Annotated in this window: 19 protein-coding genes, 1 tRNA gene and 1 pseudogene; 15 read left to right on the top strand and 6 right to left on the bottom strand. The window is 41.6% G+C overall.

Translation table 11 applies throughout. The features are described 5' to 3' along the window. The first annotated feature begins 133 nt into the window (after positions 1 to 133). The 5 genes from GJU40_RS03840 (at position 134) to GJU40_RS03820 (ending at position 4,318) form a co-directional block, all read left to right on the top strand. On the top strand, positions 134 to 673 hold the full coding sequence (locus GJU40_RS03840; RefSeq protein WP_154306434.1) for a hypothetical protein: 540 nt from the start codon (positions 134 to 136) through the stop codon (positions 671 to 673). A 64-nt stretch (positions 674 to 737) separates the two neighbouring features. Next, positions 738 to 1,877, top strand: a complete 1,140-nt coding sequence (locus tag GJU40_RS03835) for an acyl-CoA dehydrogenase family protein (protein WP_154306433.1) — start codon at positions 738 to 740, stop codon at positions 1,875 to 1,877. 160 nt (positions 1,878 to 2,037) lie between these two features. Further along, positions 2,038 to 2,400: a cytochrome c550 gene (gene cccA / locus GJU40_RS03830; RefSeq protein WP_154306432.1), complete on the top strand. Its 363-nt coding sequence runs from the start codon at positions 2,038 to 2,040 to the stop codon at positions 2,398 to 2,400. 87 nt (positions 2,401 to 2,487) lie between these two features. Next, a complete protein-coding gene (locus GJU40_RS03825) occupies positions 2,488 to 3,204 on the top strand; it encodes a tRNA (adenine(22)-N(1))-methyltransferase (RefSeq protein ID WP_154306431.1) in 717 nt (238 codons plus the stop codon). After that, entirely contained in the window at positions 3,197 to 4,318 is a 1,122-nt protein-coding gene (locus GJU40_RS03820; RefSeq protein ID WP_154306430.1) for a Nif3-like dinuclear metal center hexameric protein, read from the top strand. Before GJU40_RS03825 ends, GJU40_RS03820 begins: the two co-directional genes overlap by 8 nt. 63 nt (positions 4,319 to 4,381) lie before the next feature. Here the strand turns inward: GJU40_RS03820 and GJU40_RS03815 are convergent, their stop codons facing one another. Continuing rightward, entirely contained in the window at positions 4,382 to 5,326 is a 945-nt protein-coding gene (locus GJU40_RS03815; RefSeq protein WP_154306429.1) for a 4-hydroxy-3-methylbut-2-enyl diphosphate reductase, read from the bottom strand. 135 nt (positions 5,327 to 5,461) lie between these two features. After that, complete coding sequence (locus tag GJU40_RS03810) at positions 5,462 to 6,124, bottom strand: YqfQ family protein (RefSeq protein WP_246188264.1); 663 nt, start codon at positions 6,122 to 6,124, stop codon at positions 5,462 to 5,464. A 261-nt stretch (positions 6,125 to 6,385) separates the two neighbouring features. On the opposite strand from GJU40_RS03810, the gene GJU40_RS03805 reads away from it, so the two are divergent. Beyond that, positions 6,386 to 7,702: a DEAD/DEAH box helicase gene (locus GJU40_RS03805; RefSeq protein WP_154306428.1), complete on the top strand. Its 1,317-nt coding sequence runs from the start codon at positions 6,386 to 6,388 to the stop codon at positions 7,700 to 7,702. Positions 7,703 to 7,712: 10 nt separating this feature from the next. Further along, positions 7,713 to 8,621, top strand: coding sequence for a deoxyribonuclease IV (locus GJU40_RS03800; protein ID WP_154306427.1), 909 nt, complete (start codon positions 7,713 to 7,715; stop codon positions 8,619 to 8,621). Positions 8,622 to 8,666: 45 nt separating this feature from the next. Here the strand turns inward: GJU40_RS03800 and GJU40_RS03795 are convergent, their stop codons facing one another. Continuing rightward, on the bottom strand, positions 8,667 to 8,921 hold the full coding sequence (locus GJU40_RS03795) for a DUF2624 domain-containing protein (protein WP_154306426.1): 255 nt from the start codon (positions 8,919 to 8,921) through the stop codon (positions 8,667 to 8,669). Between the two features lie 368 nt (positions 8,922 to 9,289). On the opposite strand from GJU40_RS03795, the gene GJU40_RS03790 reads away from it, so the two are divergent. From GJU40_RS03790 to GJU40_RS21475, 4 genes and pseudogenes are all read left to right on the top strand, one after another. Next, positions 9,290 to 10,057 (top strand): metal ABC transporter ATP-binding protein, encoded by a 768-nt coding sequence (locus GJU40_RS03790; protein WP_343031376.1) that lies wholly within the window; start codon positions 9,290 to 9,292, stop codon positions 10,055 to 10,057. Positions 10,058 to 10,074: 17 nt separating this feature from the next. After that, positions 10,075 to 10,917, top strand: a complete 843-nt coding sequence (locus GJU40_RS03785) for a metal ABC transporter permease (RefSeq protein ID WP_154306424.1) — start codon at positions 10,075 to 10,077, stop codon at positions 10,915 to 10,917. Next, complete coding sequence (gene zur / locus GJU40_RS03780; protein WP_154306423.1) at positions 10,914 to 11,324, top strand: zinc uptake transcriptional repressor Zur; 411 nt, start codon at positions 10,914 to 10,916, stop codon at positions 11,322 to 11,324. The genes GJU40_RS03785 and zur overlap by 4 nt, the downstream gene beginning before the upstream one ends. A 589-nt stretch (positions 11,325 to 11,913) precedes the next feature. Beyond that, a pseudogene (locus GJU40_RS21475) lies at positions 11,914 to 12,117 on the top strand (DUF308 domain-containing protein); the annotation flags it as partial. Positions 12,118 to 12,845: 728 nt separating this feature from the next. Here the strand turns inward: GJU40_RS21475 and ispG are convergent. Continuing rightward, entirely contained in the window at positions 12,846 to 13,943 is a 1,098-nt protein-coding gene (gene ispG / locus GJU40_RS03770) for a flavodoxin-dependent (E)-4-hydroxy-3-methylbut-2-enyl-diphosphate synthase (protein WP_343031394.1), read from the bottom strand. Positions 13,944 to 14,063: 120 nt separating this feature from the next. Continuing rightward, positions 14,064 to 14,588 carry a hypothetical protein gene (locus tag GJU40_RS03765; protein WP_170289316.1) on the bottom strand — a complete coding sequence of 175 codons (525 nt, stop codon included), beginning with the start codon at positions 14,586 to 14,588 and terminating at the stop codon, positions 14,064 to 14,066. 124 nt (positions 14,589 to 14,712) lie between these two features. Between GJU40_RS03765 and GJU40_RS03760 the strand changes: the two genes are divergently transcribed. Continuing rightward, the gene (locus GJU40_RS03760) at positions 14,713 to 16,431 is read left to right on the top strand and encodes a methyl-accepting chemotaxis protein (RefSeq protein WP_170289315.1); all 1,719 of its coding nucleotides are present in this window, start codon (positions 14,713 to 14,715) and stop codon (positions 16,429 to 16,431) included. Positions 16,432 to 16,620: 189 nt separating this feature from the next. Here the strand turns inward: GJU40_RS03760 and GJU40_RS03755 are convergent, their stop codons facing one another. Beyond that, positions 16,621 to 17,391 carry a DUF1189 domain-containing protein gene (locus GJU40_RS03755; RefSeq protein ID WP_170289314.1) on the bottom strand — a complete coding sequence of 257 codons (771 nt, stop codon included), beginning with the start codon at positions 17,389 to 17,391 and terminating at the stop codon, positions 16,621 to 16,623. Between the two features lie 233 nt (positions 17,392 to 17,624). On the opposite strand from GJU40_RS03755, the gene GJU40_RS03750 reads away from it, so the two are divergent. The 3 genes from GJU40_RS03750 (at position 17,625) to GJU40_RS03740 (ending at position 20,011) form a co-directional block, all read left to right on the top strand. Continuing rightward, positions 17,625 to 19,256: a Na/Pi cotransporter family protein gene (locus tag GJU40_RS03750; RefSeq protein ID WP_212029787.1), complete on the top strand. Its 1,632-nt coding sequence runs from the start codon at positions 17,625 to 17,627 to the stop codon at positions 19,254 to 19,256. An 85-nt stretch (positions 19,257 to 19,341) separates the two neighbouring features. Continuing rightward, a complete protein-coding gene (locus GJU40_RS03745) occupies positions 19,342 to 19,824 on the top strand; it encodes a DUF456 domain-containing protein (RefSeq protein ID WP_154306417.1) in 483 nt (160 codons plus the stop codon). Between the two features lie 113 nt (positions 19,825 to 19,937). Then, positions 19,938 to 20,011: transfer RNA gene (locus GJU40_RS03740), tRNA-Ile, on the top strand. Positions 20,012 to 20,580 lie beyond the last annotated feature (569 nt).

The raw sequence follows: 20,580 nt of genomic DNA, 5'->3' as shown, positions 1-20,580 counted from the left end.
TGCTGTACCATTGAGCTTCCAATTTTCTTTCATCCAGGAATTCCTTCCATACACTTACGGCTTTTCTTGTTTACAAGCTGTTCCTCCACTTTTACAATAAACTTATAACGACATTTCTGAAGGCAGGTAGCGCATGGAACAGGACCGCAAACACGTGATCATACAAGAGATACTGTACTGGAAAGAAAATAAACTTCTGCCGGAAACCTACTGTAATTTTCTCTTAGCTCTTTATACAGAAGGAGCTTCAGCTGGAGGCGGGGAAGGAGTTCCTGCACCAGCATTTCATAGACGCAAGAGGGTTTTTTATTTCCTCATGCTCGGAGCTTTGATTCCGCTTAGCCTTCTTGTTTTTTATTTTAATGGTTTGCCAACCTATTTGCAAATCTCTTTTGTCTTTATTTTCTATCTTATCGGAATTTTCGGAATTTATTACCTGAGAAAAACAAGCTTATTACATGCTCTTACTGGCATCTTTTTTTTGCTGCTGCTTCTGGGCAGCTTGCATATTACTACGTTATTTCTCCCTGAAATAAATGTGTATTCTGTATTGCTGGTCAATGTCTTGATTTGGACTGCGGCCGGCATCTTTAAAAAACTGCGATATTATCTAATTGTTGGAACGGCAGGATTGCTTTTGACACTTTTATCATATTTGGTAAAAGTTATTTAAAAGTTGAGAAAATATTGAATCATCTTTATAATATTTCTGTAAGCGCATTCAAAGGGGGATTACAATGAATTTTGATTTGTCGCAGGAGCAGAAGCTGATATTAAGGACAATCAGGGAGTTTGCGGATGGGGAAGTAGCACCGGGAGCAATAGAAAGGGACAGGACTAAAGTATTTCCCAAAGAGATATTTGATACTCTGGGGGAATTGGGAATGCTTGGACTGCCTTTTCCGGAAGAGTATGGCGGAGCGGGAGCGGATACCATTAGTTTTGCTATTGTAACGGAGGAACTGAGCAGAGCATGCGGATCCACAGGAATCACTTATTCTGCTCATATATCTCTGGGAGGTGCTCCCATTGATTTATTTGGTACTGAGGAACAGAAGCTAAAATACCTTCCGCAAATTTGTTCCGGTGAATCACTTGGAGCTTTTGGCCTGACAGAACCGAATGCCGGTTCAGATGCAGGAGGAACGCTGACACAAGCAAGAGAACAGAATGGTAGCTTTATCATTAACGGAAATAAGTGCTACATTACAAACGCTTCATATGCCAAGTTTCTTGCATTAACGGCTGTTACAGGCAGAGTGGATGGGAAAAAAGAGATTAGTGCAATTATCGTTCCGACTGATGCGCCGGGTTTTACCGTGCTGGATCAGTATGAAAAAATGGGGCTTCATTCATCTAATACGACTGAACTGGTTCTGGAGGATGTGGAGGTTCCGCAAGATCATCTCCTTGGAGATCGAGGGAATGGTTTTAAGCAATTCCTCGCTACACTTGATGGCGGACGAATAGGAATTGGAGCTATGGCGGTTGGAATTGCCCAGGCTGCTCTTGATAAAGCTCTGATCTATGCGAAAGAAAGAAAGCAGTTTGGAAAAGCCTTATCGGAATTTCAGGCCATACAGTTTAAACTTGCAGATATGGCAATGAAGGTTGAACTTGCAAGAAATATGGTATATAAAGCCGCCTGGTTAAAGGATCAAGGAAAGCCGTTTGGAAAAGAAGCTTCCATGTGCAAGCTTTATGCATCGGAAATATGTATGGAAGTTGCCTCTCAGGCTATTCAAATTCATGGCGGATATGGATATATGAAAGAATATGAAGTGGAAAGATACTTAAGAGACGGAAAACTTACCGAAATAGGCGAAGGGGCAAGCGAGATACAGAGAATGGTCATTGCAAGGCACCTTGGCTGTTGAAACAAAGCGGAAACTTCATCTTTCCAAGATGGGGTTTTTTTGTCAAATTCGTGAAATTCTTATCAAGATGCTATGAATATCCTTTATCTTCTAGTAAAATTAAAGTAAAATAGAGATTGTTTGGAATTTTTGTTAGTTATACATAAGGGAGGAAACAAAGATGAACCGCAACCCGCTAATTCCTTTTGCACTAATTGCCGTTCTTGGAATCGGCCTTATTTTCTTATTTTCTTTTAAGGGTTTAGGAGATGCAAGACAGCTTGCTGAAGGTGGAGAAGAGCAGCCGGCAGAAGACGTTGCAAACGCTTCACCTGAAGAAATTTACGCTCAGCAGGGCTGTATTAACTGTCATGGCCAAAATTATGAGGGCGGAGTCGGACCGAAGCTTACAGGTGTCGGCGAAAGATTAAGTGAAAATGATATCAAAAATATTATCCAAAACGGTGGAAACGGTATGCCGGGCAACCTTGTTCCACAGGAAAAATTAGATGAGATGACTGCGTGGGTCGCAGAATTACAGTAGAATTTTGAGGATGTCCTTTGCATATGTGAAGGACTTTTTTTATTATATAAAGAGAAGATAATCTTAAAAGAAAATTGTGGTGAAAACATGAATGAACAAAAATTGTCACAAAGGCTTGAAGCAGTAAGTTCTTATATTCCTAAAGGAGCTGTGCTTGCTGATATAGGATCTGATCATGCTTATCTTCCCTGCTATGCGGTTCTTAATGAACTTGCGGAAGAAGCTATTGCAGGCGAAGTAGTGGAGGGACCATTCCAATCCGCTGTTGAACAGGTCGCTAAAAGCGGACTTGAAAATAGAATTGAGGTTAGAAAAGGCAGCGGCCTGTCCGTTTTGGAAAAGGGAGAGGCTGACTGCATCACGATAGCCGGAATGGGCGGCACTCTGATTACGAAGATTCTGGAAGAAGGCAGGAGCATACTATCTGGAAAAGAAAGGCTGATTCTCCAGCCGAATGTGAATGCTAACAATATACGAAAATGGCTGATCGACAACGAGTGGCAGCTACTCCACGAACAAATTCTAGAAGAAGATGAAAAAATCTACGAAATTCTGGTTGCAGAAAAGGGTGCTCCACTTCTTCACTACTCAAAAGATAAGCTGGAAACCGAGCTTCTTCTTGGTCCGATACTAATGAGAGAAAACTCTGATGTATTTGAGAAAAAGTGGAAAAATGAAAGAAAGCACTGGGAAAGAGTGCTGAGTGATTTATCTAAAGCTCCTGGTACTCCGGAGAATCTAAGAAAAACAGAAGAGCTGAAAATGAAGATCAAAGAAATTGAGGAGGCGGTCAATAATGAGTAAAGTCCCCAACGGCTATGAAGTCATTTCATTATTTGAAAGCTATGCACCTAAATCACTTGCGCTAGAAGGAGACAAAATCGGTCTTCAAATCGGCACACTGAATAAGCCTGTTTCCCAGGTGATGATGACACTGGATGTGATGGAGGAAGTTGTTGATGAAGCTATTGAAAAAGGGGCTGACCTGATCATTGCCCATCATCCTCCACTTTTCAGATCGTTAAAAAATGTTATTACAGATACACCATCAGGAAGAATAATTGAGAAATGCATCAAGCATGATATTGCTGTGTACGCAGCACATACGAATCTGGATGTAGCAGACGGAGGCGTAAATGATATGTTGGCCGGTGCTCTCGGCCTTACAGACACAAAGCTGTTAGCCCCTACATATACAGATGAATTAAAAAGGCTCATTGCCTTTGTCCCTGAGACGCATAAGAAACAGGTGAAAAAAGCTTTGGGGGATGCAGGGGCAGGACATATCGGCAATTACAGCCACTGCACCTTTACAACCGAAGGAACAGGATCATTTCTTCCTCTGGAAGGATCTCACCCATACCTTGGAGAGCCTGGGGAGATGGAAGAAGTACATGAAGTGAAACTAGAAACAATCTATCCGAAAAGCAGGGAAAAGATGGTACTCTCTGCCTTGAAAAAAGCGCATCCCTATGAAGAAGTTGCATATGACATCATCCCTCTGGAAAACGAAGGAATTCAAAGAGGGTTGGGGAGAGTGGGACAGGTTCCTGAAGAAATGACACTTAAGAGATTTGCAGAACATGTTAAGCAGTCCTTGAATGTAGATACAGTGAGGATTGTTGGAAACCCTGATGATACTGTGAAAAAAGCAGCGGTGCTTGGCGGAGATGGAAATAAGTATATTCACCAGGCAAAGTTCAGCGGGGCAGATGTGTTTGTTACTGGTGATATTTATTATCATACAGCTCATGATGCGATGATGCTTGGATTGAATATCATTGACGCAGGCCATCATATAGAAAGTATAATGAAACAGGGCGCAGCTGACGTTCTGCTCTCAATGGCGAATGAGAAGTCATTTGAACTCAGCGTGTTTGCATCAGAATCCAGAACGGATCCTTTTTTATTCCTTTAAAAGATGAAGAACAGGCAAGAAAGAAGAAAGCTGGCGGAAACTTCCCGCCAGCTTTCTTTGTAATTATGCTTTTGATTTTACTTTAGGCAAAATTTTCTTGAGAGGAATGCTGTGCTCCTGAAGCCATGTAGAGGAATCAGCTTCTTCAAATTTCTCCAGAAACTGAATGACCTCCTTTGTAATGGGCGTAGGTGTAGAGGCACCTGCAGTCACTGCCACCGTCTCAATCCCTTGCAGCCATTCCAGCTGAATATCACGTACATCAGAGACACGGTAAGCTCTTGTACCTGCGATTTGTTCAGACACCTGTGCTAAGCGGTTGCTGTTATTGCTTTTTGGATCTCCTACAACGATTGTCAGGTCCGCTTCACCAGCCTGCTCGGCTACCGCTTCCTGACGCACTTGAGTGGCCAGACAAATTTCCTGATGAAATTCAACATGAGGGAATTTGTCTTTTACCAGTTCCATAATATCTCCAACATCCCATTGGCTCATGGTTGTCTGGTTCGTAACAATAATTTTTTCGCTGTTCAGTGTTAGGTTTTTAACGTCTTCCTCTGTCTCCACAAGATGAACGATGGCTGGGGCTACACCAACAGCTCCTTCAGGCTCAGGGTGGCCTTTTTTGCCAATATAGATAACTTGATAGCCTTCCGCTTCTTTTTCGCGAATCAGGTCATGAGTTCTTGTTACATCAGGGCAGGTGGCATCCAGCGTGACCAATCCTTTCCTGCTTGCCAGCTCTCTGACCTCCGGGGAGATTCCGTGGGCTGTGAAAATAACAGTTCCGCTTTCTATCTTACTGAGGATTTCAAGGCGGTTCTCTCCATCCAGTGTGATAATTCCTTCTTCTTCAAAAGCATCTGTAACATGTTTATTATGAACAATCATTCCCAAGATATAAATAGGTCTTGGCAGAGTTTTATCTAAAGCAGCATTCTTGGCTATTACCATCGCATCTACAACACCATAGCAATAGCCCCGGGGTGCAATTTTAATTACTTTCAAATGTCATTCCTCCTCAAGAGAGCCAAGCGCAATGCTTGTCCATCTAAACAGTAAAAAAGCCATAAAAGGCTTTTTAAAATCCATCGTTCAATCACTTCATATTATATCGAATTGTCCGTTGAAATTCAAAGAAATCTACACATAAAGGCGAGGCCTTGACGCACCGCTTCTTACAGCCCTTGGCTCCTGAACCTCTTGCGGGGCATCCTCGTAGTCTATTTCAGCTGTGGTGCTTTCGCTGATTTGTACAGGCTGAGCAGCTGGCGGAGCTTCTTGTTCCGTACTGTTTTCCTCATTGGAATCACTGCCGGTATTTTTTAATTCACTGTATATTTTCATCATGGCAGGAAGATTTCTGACCAGCGGCCCATACTGCTGCACCATTGGTGTTACTTGCTGTGCCATTCCAAGAACCTTCTGGACATTGCCGAGCATACCTGAAATATTCTGGGGATTCATCAGGCCGGAAATGCCCTGTGCACTTCCAGCCGCTGCTTGAACTCCTCCAATAGCGGGAACGCCGCCGATACCTGGCAGACTTCTGGCTGCTCCACCGGCAGCGTTGGCAGCATTCTGGCCGCCTCCCGGAAGGATCTTCGAAATCATGCCTTTCAGTCCTCCTGTTTTCACGGGCGCCTGCTGATAAGGAAATTGCTGGCCCATCCCCATCTGGCGGAATTGCTGCATTCCTCCCATACCTCCCATATTTCCCATACCTCTTCCGAACGGCTGCTGAAACGGCCCTCTCATGTTCATGTTTCCAGGATTCATTGGCGGCATTGGTCTTTGCTGGAACATAACATACCCTCCTCTCATAAAACTAATATCTACCTTTAACGTATGCATAATTGGGGCAAAATGTTTATAGAAAAAGAGCGGAGATACTGATATGCAGGCTTTTCACCCTGTTTCTGCGCTGGACGCTTCCAAAAAAGGGACAAAAATGAACAAGTTCATAAGAGATTGGTGTTTTAAAAGGTAATGCTATATAATGTGGAGATGAACTCAAGCTATTTGGACGCTGATTAGCTAATACAGCACATTAAAGGAGAATAAAATATGCCGGAAACAAAATTTGAGAGGTTTTCACTGAAGCCTTTTCTTATAGAAGCAATTGAAGATTTAGGATTTTATGAACCGACCGAGATTCAGGAAAGACTTCTGCCTGCTCTGCTGAAAGGCGAAAGCGCAATCGGGCAGTCACAGACCGGGACAGGAAAGACGCTTGCTTACCTGCTGCCAATCATAGAAAAAATTGATACTTCCATTCCTCATGTACAAGCAGTCATCACAGCTCCAACACGAGAGCTTGCCAATCAAATCTACTTGGAAGCACAGAAGCTGATAAAATTTGCTCCTAAGGATCAGGCAATATCTGCAAAGCTATTCATCGGAGGAACAGACAAGCAGAGGGCGATTGAAAAATTAAAGCAGCAGCCTAATCTTGTGATTGGTACTCCGGGCAGAATCAACGATTTGATTAAAGAGCAGGCCCTGTTTGTCCATCAGGTGAAAACGCTCGTTATTGATGAAGCGGATCTCATGCTTGATATGGGGTTCCTCGAGGATGTGGATCAAATTGGAAGCCATATGCCTGAAAAGCTTCAAATGCTGGTCTTTTCAGCAACAATCCCTGAAAGGCTGAAAGGGTTTTTGAAAAAGTATATGGAAAACCCTAAATTTACACATGTAGCACCAAAGCAGGCGACTGCTGCCAAAATTGAACATTTACTGATTCCGCTGAGACATAGAAACAAAGTGAATATATTACATGAGCTGCTAAAGGCGTTTAATCCATACTTGGCGATTGTTTTTACCAATACAAAAAAGAAAGCGGATGAAGTAGCAGACGCTCTTGCACAAAAGGGAATGAAAACAGGAAGAATTCATGGAGATCTTTCGCCACGGGAAAGAAAGAAAGTGATGAAGCAGATTAATGATCTGGAATTTCAATATATTGTTGCCACTGACCTGGCGGCAAGGGGTATTGATATTAAAGGAATCAGCCATGTTATTAACTTTGAGCTGCCAAGCGATCTTGATTTTTACATCCACAGGGTTGGAAGAACAGCAAGAGCTGAAGCTTCAGGAACAGCAGCCACTATTTACGATCTCTCAGATGAAGACAGTATAATCAGGTTGGAAAAGCTAGGAATCAGCTTTGAAAACAGAGACATTGTTAAGGGAGAATGGAGAAAGCTTGAAGATAGAAACAGCAGAAAAAAACGTACGAGAACGCCGGATGAAGCGGATGAAACAGCTAAAAGGCTGGTGAGAAAACCAAAGGCTGTAAAGCCGGGATACAAGAAGAAGATGCAGCAGGAAATGGATAAAATTAAAAAAAGACAAAGAAGACTTGGCAGAAAAGGCAAGTAGGGGGATTAAAATGCTGAAGATAGGGTCACATGTGTCTATGAGCGGAAAAAAAATGCTCCTGGCTGCAAGCGAGGAAGCAGTCTCGTACGGCGCAAATACATTTATGATCTATACGGGGGCGCCACAAAATACAAGACGAAAAAGTATTGCAGACCTGAACATAGAAAATGGCCTGAAGCACATGGCTGAAAACGGAATATCCGATATAGTTGTTCATGCACCATATATTATTAACATTGGAAATACAACAAATCCTGCAACGTTTGAGCTGGGAGTCAACTTCCTTCGAACTGAGATGGACAGAACAGCCTCGCTGGGAGCAAAGCAAATAGTTCTCCATCCTGGTGCCCATGTAGGAGCAGGAAGCGAGAAAGGCATAGAAAAAATTATCGAAGGATTAAATGAGGTTCTTGATAAAGATTCAGAGGTGCAGATCGCACTTGAAACCATGGCGGGAAAAGGTACTGAATGCGGCAGGTCTTTTCAGGAACTGGCGCAAATCATGGAGGGTGTAACTCATAATCAGCATTTGTCTGTTTGTTTTGATACATGTCATATCCATGATGCAGGCTACGACATTGTTAACGACTTTGACGGCGTTCTTGAAGAATTTGATTCCATTATCGGTCTGGACCGTTTAAAAGTGCTTCACATCAACGATAGCAAAAATCTTGCAGGGGCCAGAAAAGACCGTCATGAAAATATCGGCTTTGGACATATTGGCTTTGAAGCAATATCTTATATCGTGCATCATGAACAGCTTGCCGGCATTCCAAAAATATTGGAAACACCTTATGTTGGAGAAGACAAGAAATATAAGAAGCCTCCATACAAGTTTGAAATTGACATGCTTTTCAGTAAGAAATTTGATGAAGAGCTGCTAACTAAAATTCAAGCGCAGCCTCTAAAAGCGCTATAATGAGTAAAAAAGGAAGCAGGACATTGCTTCCTTTTTTATGTAGTCTCATCCACCGAGCTGCTGCAATAGCTTGTTGACCTGCTGTGCTGTTTGTGGCGAGGTGATCGATGACACAGATTCCAAAAGTGATTTTTTTTCCTTTTCATCAAATACATTAATATTCTTTCCTTTTAGGAGCTTAGCTACTTTTGCAGATTGATCCTGGGTAATGCTGATCTTGTATTGTGCTGCAAATTTCAGCAATTCTTCAGGTGAAATGGTATTAAGCTTCTGATTCACAAGTTTTTGAATTAAAATCAATGTAAAATCCCTCCTCACAACAATGTATGGAGCGGGCTTGGCAGATGTGCCTACTTTTCACAGCTGTTTTCCATCTTTGACGGCTCCTGTTATATCTGGCAGCAGGCTCAACGGATTACTTACAATGAGTACAAAAAAGGCGTCTGCCTTGACATTTTTTTGGCACTGGGGCATAATTTTAATGTTATTCTTATAACTTTTTTATAATGGTTGCAATTTGCTGCCATTTTTCTATTTATAGAGGTTCAGCGGAACAAAGCAATTGAGCAGGTGACGCGGACTTAGTCCAGCGGGCTTCCGGGCTAAGTGAAATGCGATGATTTTGAATAATAAATCGTAACGATTCTTATAGATTGAAGGTGAACTGTGTGAAGGATGCTGTTATTGACATACGGCACTTGTCATTTTACTATGACAGGCAAAAAGTGCTGGAAGATATTAATTTAACAGTTGAAAAAGGGTCTTTTCTGGGGCTTGTTGGTCCAAACGGCTCAGGCAAAACAACGCTTCTAAAGTGTCTGCTCGGTCTTTTAAAGCCTCAGCATGGAGAGGTGAGGCTGTTTGGAGAGGATATTAGAAAGTTTAAAAATAAGCATGATATAGGGTTCGTCTCCCAAAAAGCGAACAGTTTTAATACAGGTTTTCCTGCTTCTGTGCAGGAAGTCGTATCCAGCGGGCTGACTGCTAAGCTGGGCTTGTTTAAGAGGATGTCTCAAAGTGACAAGAAAAAGACAGCGGCTGCCATCGAAGCAGTAGGGTTAAGTGAGTTTTCTGATAGAAATATCGGCGAGCTTTCAGGAGGACAGCAGCAAAGAACGTTTATTGCCAGGGCTCTGGTAAGTGATCCTCAGCTTTTAATTCTCGACGAACCTACTGTAGGCGTTGACGCAGGAACAGTCGAAAATTTTTATCATATGCTTCAGGATTTGAATAAAAGGCTGGGCATTACGCTGATTCTTGTAACACATGATGTAGGCACAATAACTGACAAGGTGACTCATGTAGCATGCCTAAACAAACACCTTCATTTTCATGGTAATTCTGCTGAATTTGAAGCAATGGGTGAACAGGGACTATCTGATTTTTATGGACACTCCGTAAATATTATCACGCATGATCACCACCATCATCATTAGGTTGGGAGACTTTTAACATGTTAAGCAGTATGTTTCAATATGAATTTTTGCAAAATGCTTTTATATCCGGGGTGTTAATAGGATTTATTGCACCTCTGCTTGGAGTGTTTATTGTTGTCAGGAGGCTTTCCTTAATTGCGGATGCACTCAGCCACGTCACTCTTGCGGGGATTGCAGCTTCCCTTCTGCTTGAAAAGAAGGTCATGGGCTTCAGCGGGCTTAACCCCCTTTACCTGGGAATGGCCTTTTCAGTAGGAGGCTCTCTGATGATTGAAAAACTACGTACAGTGTATAAGCATTATCAGGAGCTGGCTATACCGATTATACTTTCAGGAGGCATCGGACTCGGAGTTATATTTATTTCCCTGGCCAATGGCTTTAATACCGACTTATTCAGCTACCTGTTTGGCAGTGTCAGTGCAGTAACGAGATCTGATTTATATATTGTGACAGGCATTTCTGTTGTTGTGCTGTTAATCATCATTGTGCTGTTTAAAGAATTATTTTTGCTGAGTTTTGATGAAGAATATGCTGCAGCCTCGGGAGTAAAGGCAAGATGGATTCATTTCATCTTTATTTTGACTGTTGCACTGGTAATTGCCGCTTCAATGAGAATTGTCGGCATCCTTCTCGTTTCATCCTTAATGACCCTTCCTGTAGCAGCAGCAATCAGGATAGCGAAAGGTTTCAAACAAGCAATTTTCTTCTCTGTTCTGTTTGGAGAGATTTCCGTCATTGTAGGCTTAATTCTTGCCTATAACCTGGACTTGGCTCCTGGGGGGACGATTGTGATGTTATCTGTTTTCATCTTGATTATAACGTTAATTTTCAGTAAAGTTAAAAGGGGGTTAAAATCATGAATGTACAGCAGGCATTGCAATTGTTAAAGGAAGAAGGATACAAATTCACAAACAAGCGGGAAGACATGCTGGATTTATTTGCGCAGTCTGATAAGTATTTAACGGCCAAAGAGGTTCAGGAAACTTTGAAGGAAGATTATCCAGGCCTGAGTTTTGATACTATATACAGAAATCTGTCTATTTTCGCAGATCTGGGTATTCTTGAAAGCACTGAGTTATCAGGTGAAAAGCACTTTAGATTCACTTGCTCTGTAAATCATCATCATCATCATTTTATTTGCCTGACATGTGGAAAGACCAAGGAAATAGAGCTTTGCCCTATGGATCGCTTGCGTGATTCCCTGCAGGGCTATGATGTCAGCGGTCATAAATTTGAAATATACGGTACATGCCCTCAATGCATGTGAACACCCGGAAAAATATCCGGGTGTTTTTTTTGAAAAGAAAACATTCCTCAGTCCTGGGTTTTCATCGAGATAGCAGGACATCCTGCTATCTTCTTGTGTGTCCTAATCTTTAACAGTTATAGTCAGCGCTGATCTACTCATACTATTAATGCTTTCTTCAACAAGAAAAGAAGGAGGAATGACAATGTCTGATGACAAAAATTACGACTACCATAATGGTATGGTAAACAGCGACATGAAAGACGACCAGGATCACATTGGGACAGATGAAAATCTGGGTGCCAACTCTAATCAGGGTGACCAGTATTCTCAAAAGGGACCATCTGATCAATATGCTGATCAGTCGACTCAGGGAGATGCAGGTGCAACTGCGTCCAGCAGAAGCTATCATACTGCTTCAGGACCTACAAGCAGTATCACACCGACGTATACAAATGAAGACTCCAGCAATCAGACGGGTCTTCAAAAAGAGGATAATTCTGATCAATACCGTGAGGAAACATCAGCGGAACTGACTGCTCCTGTTTCAGCAGGCAGAGACAACAATAATAAAAGTTCAATGAACCAGGGAGATCAAGGCGGTGCCGGAGTGATGAGCGGCAGAAGTGTTGGTTTTCTGGCAATTGGCTTGTCGATCCTTTCATTGTTTGTCCTTCCAATCATTTTGGGAGCTGCAGGCATTATCATCGGGTTTATCGCACGTCGTCAAGGTTCCAAGACGCTAGGAGCCTGGGCAATTGGAATAGGGGTAGTGTCTTTGATCATGGGTATGTTTATAACACCGTTCTTTTAAGACAGAGGAAAAGTAAGCTTGAAAAAGGGTTCGGAATGTTCTCATTCCGAGCCTTTTTGATTTTGCGGGTGATGAAAAAATAGAATACACTATTCTATACAGTTTCGCTCATATGCTGGATACCTCTAAAGGCACAAATTGGCGATGACAAAGAGCTTCTTCTGTTGCGGTGGGGTTTGACTGCTCCCACAGCTGAAGCAATGGGATTCCACCCCAAAGCCCTTTAAATAGAAACAAAAAACATGCACTAGGAAAGGCCTTACCCTATAAGCGTAAGAATTACGGTTATATTCTATTTGACTCCTTTTTGATAGAGAATGAGGGAGACATTCCGGTTAAGCTGCTTAAAATCAATCATATTAAAGTTTTTTAGTGAATTAGTCGGAAATCCTACGTTTATTTCAGCCTATTTTCGCTATTTTTCTGGGTAAGCGAAAATGCTCCGTTTTTTTATGGGGGACGCACATTAGGCAAGGCCCCTACCTAAGACGTGAAGAATTCAGCAAATTTTGCATCCGATAAGCTGCTTAAAATCAAATTAAGATTTTAAAGTGGATTGGCTGGAAAACCTCCATTCATTCTAATAATGGAAATGATTTTTGATTAAGGTGAATGATTCATTTCTATAAGAATTAGCCTGATTTCTTAAGCACAAACGGAATCTTAATGAAAATCAGCAAAAGAAGTCAGAAAACAGCCCCTGCTGAAATTCAGCAGGGGCTGCAGGATTATTGGCTGATTTCTTCCAAGGCTTTTTTCTCGAAGTATTCTTCAGCAATTTTATCTATTTCTTTTTTGAGTTCTTCCACCATTGTTTCTTCAGGAACTTTCCTGACAATCTGCCCCTTGCGGAATAAAAGGCCCTCGCCTCTCGCGCCGGCAATGCCGATATCGGCTTCACGTGCTTCACCTGGTCCATTCACTGCACAGCCGAGTACTGCCACTTTTATAGGGGCTTTAATGGTTGAAATATATTCCTCAACCTCATTCGCAATACTGATTAAATCAATTTCAATTCTTCCGCATGTAGGACAGCTGATCAGCGTAGCTGCATTGGAAGAGAGACCAAACGATTTTAACAACTCCCTGGCTACTTTTACTTCTTCAACAGGGTCAGCGCTCAAGGAAATTCTTAGTGTATTTCCAATGCCCATGCTGAGTATAGCGCCTAATCCTGCTGCACTTTTAACGGTTCCTGCAAAAAGCGTGCCGGATTCTGTAATTCCAAGATGAAGAGGGTAGTCAAAGGCACGTGCTGCTTTTTCATATGCCTCAATCGCCAAACTCACATCTGAAGCTTTCATGGAAACGATAATATCATGAAAGTCGAGATCTTCAAGAATTTTAATATGATGAAGGGCGCTTTCAACCATGCCATCTGCAGTAGGATAACCATACTTTTCAAGAATTTTTCTTTCAAGAGATCCTGCGTTTACGCCTATGCGGATCGGAATTCCTTTTTCCTTTGCAGCTTTTACCACTGCTTCCACTTTTTCTTTTCTTCCAATGTTACCAGGGTTGATTCGAATTTTGTCCGCTCCGCCTTCAATGGCTTTAAGTGCTAATTTATAATCAAAATGAATATCCACCACAAGGGGAATGTTAATGCGTTTTTTGATTTCTGAAATTGCTTCAGCAGCACGCTCATCAGGACATGCGACGCGCACGACCTGGCATCCAGCTTCTTCAAGACGGTTAATTTCTGCCACAGTTGCTTCAACATCATGTGTTTTTGTTGTTGTCATACTTTGGATAACAAGTTCATTGTTTCCGCCGATTGTTAAATTGCCAACTTTAACTGGACGAGTATTAGTACGATGTGTGATTTCACCCACGTGTAAATCGCTCCTTATATAGATAAAGTGCTAGCCACTTTATTGATATAGTAAGTAATCATTCCTCACATATTGTAACAGTGACACTAACAGATTGACAAGGAATACATACTAGCGGCTGCTGTAAATTGGAAACTTATAGGATTTGCCCACTACTATTTTTTCAGCTTGGGCCTGCTGATTTGCTTTTTCAAAGTCAGCCACAATCGTTTCGATAGGGACAGGGAGCGTTTGTTGATGAAGCTTCTCTGTAATAGACAATACTGTTTCTCCAGGCATAACCTCCCTGATCATATAGCTTGTTTCCTGCTGAAGAGACATGCTGCCGGCAGTCTCTGCTTCTGCCTCTAACTGGCCCTCAACTGGCTGCCGGGAAAGCTCCTGCAATGTTCCATGGCTGAGATCGTAGAAAACAATATAGCTTAAAAATAAAAACAAGAGAGAAAAAAACAACCGCCTCAAAAACCCCGCCTCCCTGATTCTTCTATATAGTATATGTACAAACTGATCTTTGATTTTATTCATTCTGTAGAAATCTTTTAATTCCTCTTTTGGGACACGGGGACGGGTACATCGTCCCTCCTTGTAAAGCACACATACTTCAAGAGTCTGCTGCTGCCTCAATGCCTGACTCAACAAAATGCTTACTTCTCAATACAAATTGGTAGTATCAGCTAAAATTAATGAAAAATTTACATGAAATCCACAAATTTCTGGCATAATTTCTTTATAAATGAAAAATAAGGAAAAGGACCTAAATATGTCGAAAACAAATTGGAACTTAAACATGTTAAAAGGAAAAATGCCTGTTATTAAGAAAGAGTTCGGCCTGCCATATAGAATGTTAACTCTCGTTTTGTCAGTTATGATCATATCTGTCGCTGTTGTAGGGACAACTGCTTATCAAAAAGCAAAGGATACCACCATAACAATGATGGAAAACCGTGTAGAGAGAGAAGCCTCGATGGTGAATGATATCGCAGGAAGCATGATGTATGCATATGTGGGACAGGAAGAAAAGTTTATGGAGAAATTCAATAAGTCCGTACTGCCTAAACAATTATCACAGCTGATACAGGATGGGCTCACAGCTGATTTTTTTCTGGTGAAGGATCATGCGTCGGAACCGTTCAAAATAAGCAAAAACTCAAAGCTGGTACTGGATGAGCAATTGGTAGAGGTAATTGAGAAAAAAGATCACGGCGTTTTAACAACAACCATTGGCAAAGATTCTTATACCCTTTCCTTTATCCACATTCAGGAGCTGAAAGGGAAATATGTGATAGCAGTTCCGGCTGATAAGTATCTGAAGCCCCTCTACACCCTGTTACACTATATTCTTGTGATTGCAATCGTCTGCGTTGCTGCCGCGTCAGCAATTAGCTATCTTTTTATCAGAAGCTTAACGAAGCCCCTGTCCATCTTAAGAAATAAAATGAAGGCAGTCAGGGAAGGGGATTTGACTCAGGAAATCAACTTTTCTACGTCAGTTCCTGAAATAAGTTCTCTCCTAAAAAGCTTTAATGCTATGATGCAGCATATGCGTAAGATGGTTTCAAATGTGGGAGCTGCCACTACTGAGCTGTCATACAATGGAACTTTGCTTTCTGAAACTTCTACTCAGGTTAGAATTCAGAATCAGCAGCTCCTTGAAGCAATCTCTGTTGTAAAATTAGGTGCTGAGCAGACTGCTGCCGGGTCGGATGCCCATCATAATGAGTTTTATCATTTTAAAATACAAATAGAGCGCCTTTTAGGAGAAATGACTGCTGTTTTTCAGCGGGCGGAGGGAATGATGACTTCTGCCCATAAAGGTGAGGATTCTTTGGCTAAAATGATTTCTGCCATGCAGGAAGCGGGCAGCGACTTTCAGGAGATGTCAGGCACAATCAGCAGTGTAGAGCACAATTCAAAAGCAATCAAAAATGTAATTGGAACCATTCAGACAATAGCAGAGCAAACGAGGCTGCTCGCTTTAAACGCTGCAATCGAGGCAGCGCGAGCAGGGGAATCGGGAAAAGGATTTGCAGTGGTCGCTGCAGAAGTGAAAAAGCTTGCAGAACAATCTTCGCAGGCTGCAGTAGGAGTGGCCCACTCCATTCAGCAAATGGAGGCAATCTCAATGAATGCTTCAGCTGAGTTCAAAGAGCTTCAAAAGAAGCTGAACTCTCACCTGGACATAGCGGGAATCTCGAGAGAGGCGTTCGATGAACTCATGGGTGAAATTACCAATGTAAATGAAAAGCTTTCAGAAATGGAAAGAAATTTAAAACAGCTTCAAGGTACAATTCCGCATATGGAAACATCAGCGCTTGAGTTTGTATCAGTTTCTCAGCAGACACTGTCAAGTGCAGAAGAAATGCTTGCAGCTTCTGAAGAGCAAGCCAGTTCGATGGAGAAAAACAACGAAATAGGATCCAAGCTCATTCATTTATCTCAAAATTTATCGCAGATGACTCAAACGTTTAAGTCTACTTAAAAATGCAGGGCCGCCACTGGCCCTGCATTTTTATTTGCAAAGTATTACAGTAAGAATAAACTTGCCGTAATAAGCGAAAACTTTCAAGACAGGCTAGAAGCATGCTATTCAGAAAACCTGTCCCTTAATCGTGTAACAGGCTTGACATACAAAATTGATAAAACTTGTTGAAACAGAAACAGTCACGCCTTAGGCGAGCTTTTTTCTGCCGGGTACTTCCTTAACAGCCATATATAAGATCATAAAATGAATAAACCAGTTGATCATCAGCGCACTAGGTACATTTGCATGCAGTAGATCCATCACAGCGAAAAATACTGTGGCCAGCGTGACGGAGTATGCAGACATTACCCAAAGCTGCTTGAAGTTGAGATTTTTTTGCATAATGTTTTTAATCAGCAATCCTATGGCAGCAAGCAATGTGATTTCAATAAATTTGGCCGCTGCGGTAAAAAGATAAATGAAGAAGATGAAAACTGATATAAATATGGGAAATAAGCTTTTAAACCCATCCATATATTCCAGAATATCTCCTTTTGATAAAGGCCCGTTTACTAATGAATAAGAATAAGTTTGTGCTTGACCATTAATTACAAGCACAAATTCTTCTTGCAAAAGTCCAACTGAATTTCGCTTTGCCTGAAGCTCTTCTTCAGTAAAAGAGCCGGTCGGGTCAAAGACAATAAAGAAATCATCCTTTTTAAATTCAACTGATTGATTATCTTCAGAAGTAAGTGTCCCATTCGCTATTGTAAAATCAGGCAGTTCCTCTTCAACAGCAGTGTCCAGCCCGGCTAAACCTTGCTGAATGCCTGTTGCCAGGTTAATGGCTGCAGGAAGCGCCGCCAAGATTGATAAAAGAAAGACAAAAAGAATTGTCTTTCCAATTCCCTGAAACCGAAACATGCTTATGTGCTTAGGGGAATATGTACTTTTTGCAAATTGTTGAAATACGTTCATAAGGCCCACATCCTTTTTAGTCATCCGCTTTTATTCTACATTTTGAAGATAAGATTCACAAGAAATACTGATACGATTAACTGATTGGAAAAAACTATGAAGTGAATGTTAAGGTTTTGTAAATTTTATCGAAAACTATAAAAAATATCTTTACAATAATCACACATTTCGTTAATAATTGTTTACGGTTGTAGATGTTTGTCGATTGAAGACGAATGAAGGAGCTGAACAGTTTGGAATTGGATGTTCAAAGAATGATTTTTGAGTTTATAGGCGGTCTTGGTATCTTTCTGTTTGGAATTAAGTCAATGGGAGATGGGCTTCAGAAATCTGCCGGCGACAAATTGAGAGATATTTTAGATAAATTCACTACAAACCCTCTTATGGGTGTGCTGGCAGGTATTGTAGTAACCGTCCTGCTTCAAACAAGTACAGGCACCACTGTTATAACCGTAGGACTGGTTAGTGCCGGTTTCATGACATTGCGGCAGGCAATTGGTGTAATTATGGGTGCTAACATTGGTACAACAATTACAGCATTTATTATCGGTATTAAAATCTCAGCATATGCCCTGCCGATTATAGCTGCGGGAGCATTGCTTTTGTTCTTCTTTAAAAGTAAAAAAGTCCATAATATCGGACAAATTGTTTTTGGCTTCGGTTCCCTGTTTTATGGATTGAATCTAATGGGAGACGGTATGAAGCCGCTAAGGGAGTTTGAGACATTTCATGAACTCACAGTCAGCATGAGTTCAAATCCGCTTCTGGGCGTATTTATAGGTACATTGTTTACAGTGGTTGTCCAAAGCTCCAGTGCGACAATTGGCATACTGCAGGAGTTGTTCGGCCAGGGCTTGGTTGATCTGCAGGCTGCGCTGCCTGTATTATTTGGCGATAATATTGGAACCACAATTACAGCTGTTCTTGCTTCCATTGGTGCAACCGTGGCGGCCAGACGAGCAGCGCTTACACATGTCATTTTCAATTTGTTGGGAACAATTGTGTTTTTGCTGATTCTGCCCCTGTATACAAGCTTAATTGCTGCCATACAAACAAACCTGCAGCTAAACCCAGAAATGACCATTGCATTTGCGCATGGAATATTTAACACGACCAACACATTAATACAGCTTCCTTTTGTTGGATTTTTAGCATTTCTGGTTACAAAGCTGATACCTGGCGATGAATCAGTTGTGGAATACAAAGCGAAACACCTTGATCCCCTGTTTATAGAACAGTCTCCTTCCATTGCGCTTGGGCAGGCAAAAGAGGAAGTTCTTCGCATGGGACAGTTTGCAGCAATCGGCCTTGAAGAATCTAATACTTATTTGAAGACGAGCACCAAAAAGCATGCAGACATGGCGCTTCAGCTTGAAGATGCCATCAACAACCTTGACAGGAAAATTACAGATTATCTTGTGCTGCTTTCTCGAAAGGAAATGTCTTTTGCAGAATCTGAAGAGCATACCATGCTGATGGATACTGTACGGGATATTGAACGAATAGGTGATCACTTTGAAAATGTTGTAGAGCTGGTAGATTATAAGCTGGCTAACAAGGTGAAAATCACTGATCAGGCGTTAGCTGATTTGAATGAAATGTTTGAATTGACCATTCAAACTTTAAAGGACGCAATTACAGCTCTTGATGATAAGAATACTGAACTTGCCTCTAAAGTTATTACAGCCGAGGAGCAAATCGATAAAATGGAACGCTCACTCCGCAAAAAGCATATACTGCGCATGAATGAAGGACAATGCAGCGGACAGGCAGGAATTGTTTTTGTGGATATTATCAGCAACCTGGAGCGTATTGGAGATCATTCTCTCAACATTGCAGAGGCAGTGCTGGGCTACCGTAAATAATGTTTTATAACATACTATAATAGGTATAATGAAAGGCAGGGTGCTTATCACCCTGCCTTTCATACTGTATGAGGAGAGGGTTTTTATGGAATTTATATACTGGGCTCTGATAATTATCATGTTTGTCATTGCATTTGCAGGCTTAATCTATCCGATTATTCCCTCAGTGCTGTTTATTATTGGCGGATTTCTTATATATGGTGCATTTTTTGGATTTCAATCGTTTACTTACACATTCTGGTTGATACAAGGGGTTTTTGTAGCGGTCTTATTTGCTGCTGATTATGCTGCAAACCTTCTTGGAGTCAAAAAATTTGGCGGCAGCAATGCATCCATATGGGGCAGCACCATAGGATTGTTAATCGGACCGTTTGTGATCCCGGTCGCAGGCATCATTATTGGTCCATTTATAGGGGCAGTTGCAGCTGAAATGCTTGTGCATAGAAAGAGCGTGAAGCAGGCCTGTAAAATTGGTCTTGGCAGCCTGATTGGCTTTATTTCAAGTTTATTTGCCAAAGCAGTCATTCAGCTCATCATGATAGCATATTTTTTCTTTGTCATACTGTAAGCTTTTTGACACACTTTCTAAGCGATGTTAAAATGTTATTCTAAAGCGACTCAGCAGCTGCTGGAAGTTTCCCGTGTTAAAAGAGTCAGCCGCAGCCGATAACATATCAAACCGGACCCTTAGCTCAGTTGGTTAGAGCAGACGGCTCATAACCGTCCGGTCGCAGGTTCGAGTCCTGCAGGGTCCATACTAGGAAACAGAGAACCTCTTTTTCCCTGGGTAACAAGTTCTAATTCAATAAGAGATATTTGATACTACATTTAAAAGGCTTAGGGGGTTTTTCTCTAAGCCAATTTTTTTTTACTCAATTAAAGTGCCTGGATTGATCTATGAGCAGGTACTCCAATAAGCTCTAAATTGTTACAACTTAGAACAGCAGTAGAAATGTCCTTCATAGGGGCGATGAAGGACAAAACAGAGTGGAATGGCAGTAGAAACGTCCTTCATAGGGGCGATGAAGGACAAAACTCTGTGGAATGGCAGTAGAAATGTCCTTCATAGGGGCGATGAAGGACAAAACAGAGTGGAATTGCAGTAGAAATGTCCTTCATAGGGGCGATGAAGGACAAAACTCTGTGGAATGGCAGTAGAAATGTCCTTCATAGGGGCAATGAAGGACAAAACAGAGTGGAATTGCTGCAGAAATGTCCTTCATAGGGGCAATGAAGGACAAAACTCTGTGGAATTGCTGCAGAAATGTCCTTCATAGGGGCGATGAAGGACAAAACTCTGTGGAATGGCAGTAGAAATGTCCTT

The organism is Metabacillus lacus (genome assembly GCF_009674805.1).
In the GTDB taxonomy this organism is placed as follows: Bacteria; Bacillota; Bacilli; order Bacillales; family Bacillaceae; genus Metabacillus_C; species Metabacillus_C lacus.
This window is presented reverse-complemented; position numbering and strand designations above follow the sequence as displayed.